We start from the raw sequence: 4,474 nt of genomic DNA on the forward strand, positions 1-4,474 counted from the left end.
GCCGTCCTCCACCGCGCGCAGTCCCTGGGCGACCGTGGAGGCGCCGACGACGCGGTGGCCCGCCGTGGTGAGGAACATCGAAATGGCGGACAGCACGAACTGGTCGTCGTCGATCACCAGGATCGCGATCTCGCCGTCCTTCGCCGGCGCATCGGCCAGCGTCGCCACCACCGCGCCATTGGCGACAGCCAGGGCAGGGGCGGGGGCGGGGGCGGGGGCAGAGACTGGGGCAGGGCGCACCGGCTCGTCCGTCGTCCCATCCGTAAGGGCCCGCTCCACCGGCGCCAGCGGCACGGTGACCGAGAAGACCGATCCCTTCCCCGGCGTGGAGCGCACCTTGACCGGGTGGTCCAGCACCGTGGCCAGCCGCTGGACGATCGACAGGCCGAGCCCGATGCCGTTGTCGCGGTTGCGCTCCGGGTTGCCGATCTGGTGGAACTCCTCCCAGATGGCGTCCAGCCGGTCCGCCGGAATGCCGATGCCGGTGTCGCGCACCTCGATAATCAGGCAGCCGCCGGATTCCAGGCAGGCGACCTGCACCTGTCCGGAATTCGTGTAGCGGATCGCGTTGTCGATCAGGTTGCCCAGCAGCCGCAGCAGCAGCACCCGGTCGGTCAGCACCGCCGCGCGGTGTTGCGGCACGGCGAAGGCCAGCCCCTTGCCGCGGGCGACCGGGCCATATTGCGAATCCAGCGCTTCGAACAGGTCGGCGACCTCATGCACGGCCTTGTTGGCGGTGACGCCGCCGGCATCCAGCCGCGACACCTCCAGCAGCTCGTCGAGCAGCTGCTTCAGCGTCATCACCACCTGTTCGATCTTGCGCGCGGAATCCTCCACCTTCGGATCGGGGGCGGTGGCGCGCAGCATGGCGGTCAGCATCAGCAGCGACTGGGCGGGCTGGCGCAAATCGTGGCTGGCGGCGGCCATGAACTTGGCCTTCGACGCGACCGCCTGCTCGGCCCGTTCCTTGGCGGCGCGCAGGTCGATGGCGTTCTGGCGGAAGGTGCCGAGCGCCCTGGCCATGCGGCCGATCTCGTCGTCGCGGTGGCGCACCGGCACGGTCACCGTCACGTCGCCGGCCGCCAGATCGTCCATGGCGCGGGTCATGCCGGCGATGGGCAGCGTCACGCCACGCGTCGCCCAGATCACGCCCAGCACCACCAGCAGAAGCGCCGCGATGCCGATGCCGCCCAGCACCAGCACATGGTGGCGGATGGCGTCGTCGGTCGGCCCGGTGTCCAGCCTGACCAGCAGGGTGCCGATGCTGCGGGGGCCGCCACTGCGATCCTGGTGGGTCAGCGGCACCGCCGCCACGGTGGCGGCATCCTCCGCACCGATGGTGGTGCCCGGCTTTCGGTAGACGGCGAAGCGTTCGCCATGGGTGCCCAGGATCACCGCCTCGGCGAAGCTGTCGATCGAGCGCAGCGGGTTCAGCGCCGTCGCCGCCTCTTCGGGGTCGAGGTCCCACAGGGCGTTGGTCACGTCCTCCAGAACGATGCGGGTCGCCATCTCCGCCCGAATGGCCAGTTCGGCGCGGGTGTTGCGCACATCGGCCTGGATCAGCACGATCATCGGCACGGCGACCAGCACCGACACCAGCAACACCGCCGATGCCGTCGTTCGGGCGACCAGGCTCCGTGAGAAGATCTTCAAGAACATGCCGAAGCCACCGAGAACAAGACGACCACGAACAACTCGCCGGGCCATCCTAGCCGAACCGCCGGGCAAACACGACAGCCACGTAACGCCGCCGGTCAAGCCACCATCATCGGTAGTAGTAGGAAAAAAGGCGGTATGACTGTTTCGAATCGTTTCTTCTTCTTGTTTGATTGCCTGTGTAAAAGTTCGCGTCGGGCTTCGGGGGCGTGGGGAGGGCGGAAGCATGGGAACGGGCATCGTCATCGCCCTGACGCACGGCGTCGGCCTGCTGGCGCTGGTTCTGCTGGCCTACCGCCACGTGCTGCGGCGGTTCGGCGCCCGCCGACGCCGGGCCTTCGCGCTCCTCTCCGGCCTGCTGTTCGGCGCGGCCGCCGCCATTTCGATGCTGGACGCCTACCCGGTGGCGGGCGGGGTGCTGATCGACCTGCGCAACGCGATGGTCGGGCTGGCCGGCCTGTTCGGCGGCCTGCCGGCGGCGCTGCTGTCGGCAGCCATCGCCGGCGTGGTGCGGCTGTGGCTGGGCGGCGTCGGCGCGCTGTCCGGCCTCGCCGGCATCCTGCTGACCGCCCTGGCCGCGCCGCTGCTGGCCAAACCGATGGAGCGCCGCGCGGCCAGGCAGGGCGGTGGCGGGAAAGGCGCCCTCAATTTCGGCCTGCTGGCGCTGTTCGGTCTGGCGATCACGCCGCTGACCCTGCTGGCCTTCCTGCTGCTGCCCGACCTCGACCTCGCCATGCGGGTGATGGAGGAGGCGGCGCTGCCGCTGATCGCCTTCACCACGCTGGGCATCGGCCTGCTCGGCACCATGCTGGCGCGGGAGCACCGCCGCGTCGCCGACGAAGGCGCGCTGTCGGAGAACGCCGCCCTGTTCCGCGCCGTCTTCGACAGCTCCGCCGACAGCCTCGCCGTCCTGCGCGTCAACCCCGACGGCAGCTTCACCCTGCACTGCGCCAACGCCGCCGCCCAGCGCCTGATGGGCGACCGCGCCGCGCTGGCGGAGGGCCAGCCGCTCGACCGCCTGCTGCCGCCGGACCTCGCCGCCAAGGTGATGGCCGACCTGCAATCCTGCATCGACGCCGGCGCCCCCACCCGCTTCGAGGAGCAGCACACCCACAACGGCGTCACCCGCTGGTGGGAGGTGTCGCAGGTGCCGATCCGCGACGAGAGCGGCGCCATCGTCATGCTGTCGGTGGGCGCCCGCGACATCACCCGCCGTCACGAGGCCGAACGCACGATCCGCGCCAGCGAGGCGCGCTATCGCCTTCTCGCCCGCAGCGTCACCGACATCATCGGCCGCATCGGCCTGGACGGGGTGCGCCGTTTCTGTTCGGAGGCGACGCGCGACAGCCTGGGCAGCCCGCCGGCCGAGCTGATCGGCCGCCCGCTGGTGGAGCGCGTCCACCCCGACGACCGCGACGATCTTTCCGCCGGCCTCGCCCGCCTGACCCCCGATCGCCCGACCCTGAAGACCACCTATCGGCTGCGCCATGCCGACGGCCGCTGGATCTGGATCGAGGCGGCGGTGCGGCTGGTCACCGACGACTGGGGCGCGCCGCAGGATTACGTCAGCGTCGAGCGCGACGTCACCGCCCGCAAGTTCATGGAGGCGGAGCTGCAGGACGCCCGCCAAGCCGCGGAATCGGCCAGCCGCAGCAAGACCGAGTTCCTGGCGAGCCTGAGCCATGAGTTGCGCACGCCGATGAACGCCGTCATCGGCTTCGCCGACCTGATCGCGCGGGAGTCGGAGGGGCCGGTCGGCACCGCCCATTACCGCGACTTCGCCGTCAACATCCGCGACAGCGGCCAGCATCTGCTGGAGCTGATCAACGAGATCCTCGACCATGTCCGCGCCGATTCCGGCCAGTTGGTCCTCGACGACGAGCCGGTCGACTTCGATGCCGCCGCCACCTTCGCCATCCGCCTGCTGACCCCGCGCGCCGCCCGCGCCGGCATCGCCCTCTACGCGACGGTGGACCCCGCCGCCCGCCACATGCGCGGCGACGAGCGGCGCATCCGCCAGATCCTGCTGAACCTGCTGTCCAACGCGGTGAAATACACCCCATCCGGCGGGTCGGTGTCGCTGACCGCCGCGCCCGCCCCGGACGGCGGCCTGCTGCTGGAGGTGCGCGACAACGGCGTCGGCATCCCCGAACAGGATCTGGGCCGCGTCCTGCTGGCCTACGCCCGCGTCGCCAGCCCGGAGAACCGCCAGACCGAGGGCGCCGGCCTCGGCCTGCCGCTGACCCGCCGGCTGGTGGAGCTGCATGGCGGCACCCTGACCCTGGCCAGCCGGGTGGGGCAGGGCACCACCGTCACCATCCATTTCCCGCCCGACCGCATGGCCGGGGAGACTGCCGGCTCCCCTGCCGCCTTCCCTGCCGCCACCGCCGGCCACCCCGCGAGAACGCCGTCCGGCCGCCCGAGTCTGTCGATCCTGATGGTGGATGACGACCACAACATCCGCGAGAACGGCTGCGCCCTGCTGCGCAGCTGGGGCCACCGGGTGACCACCGCCTCGGGCGCCGGCGAGGCCCTGCTGGTGCTGCGCGGGCCGGAGCCCCTGGACCTGCTGTTCAGCGATATCGTGATGCCGCCGGGCATGAACGGCGCCGAGCTAGCGCGCGAGGCGCGGCGCCTGCGCCCCGACCTGCCGGTTCTGCTGGCGTCGGGCTTCGCCGCCCATGCGGTGGTGGCCGACGACGTGGCTATGGGCGGTTACGACCTGATCGCCAAGCCCTATGACCCGGCGGAGCTGCGCGAGCATCTGGACCGCCTGCGCCCCCCGGCTCCCCCCGCCGCCGAGCCGCCCTCCGCCCCC

2 protein-coding genes are annotated in these 4,474 nt (G+C 71.5%); one reads left to right on the top strand and one right to left on the bottom strand.

Annotated features, from left to right (window positions below; all coding sequences use genetic code 11):
- Window positions 1-1,659, bottom strand: a 1,659-nt coding sequence (locus TSO5_RS31810; protein WP_109155355.1) for an ATP-binding protein, incomplete at its 3' end; no start/stop codon positions are given.
- 223 nt (window positions 1,660-1,882) lie between these two features.
- On the opposite strand from TSO5_RS31810, the gene TSO5_RS31815 reads away from it, so the two are divergent.
- Window positions 1,883-4,474, top strand: a 2,592-nt coding sequence (locus tag TSO5_RS31815) for a PAS domain S-box protein (RefSeq protein ID WP_109155356.1), incomplete at its 3' end; no start/stop codon positions are given.

The sequence above is a fragment of the Azospirillum sp. TSO5 genome (genome assembly GCF_003116065.1).
Classification (GTDB): Bacteria; Pseudomonadota; Alphaproteobacteria; order Azospirillales; family Azospirillaceae; genus Azospirillum.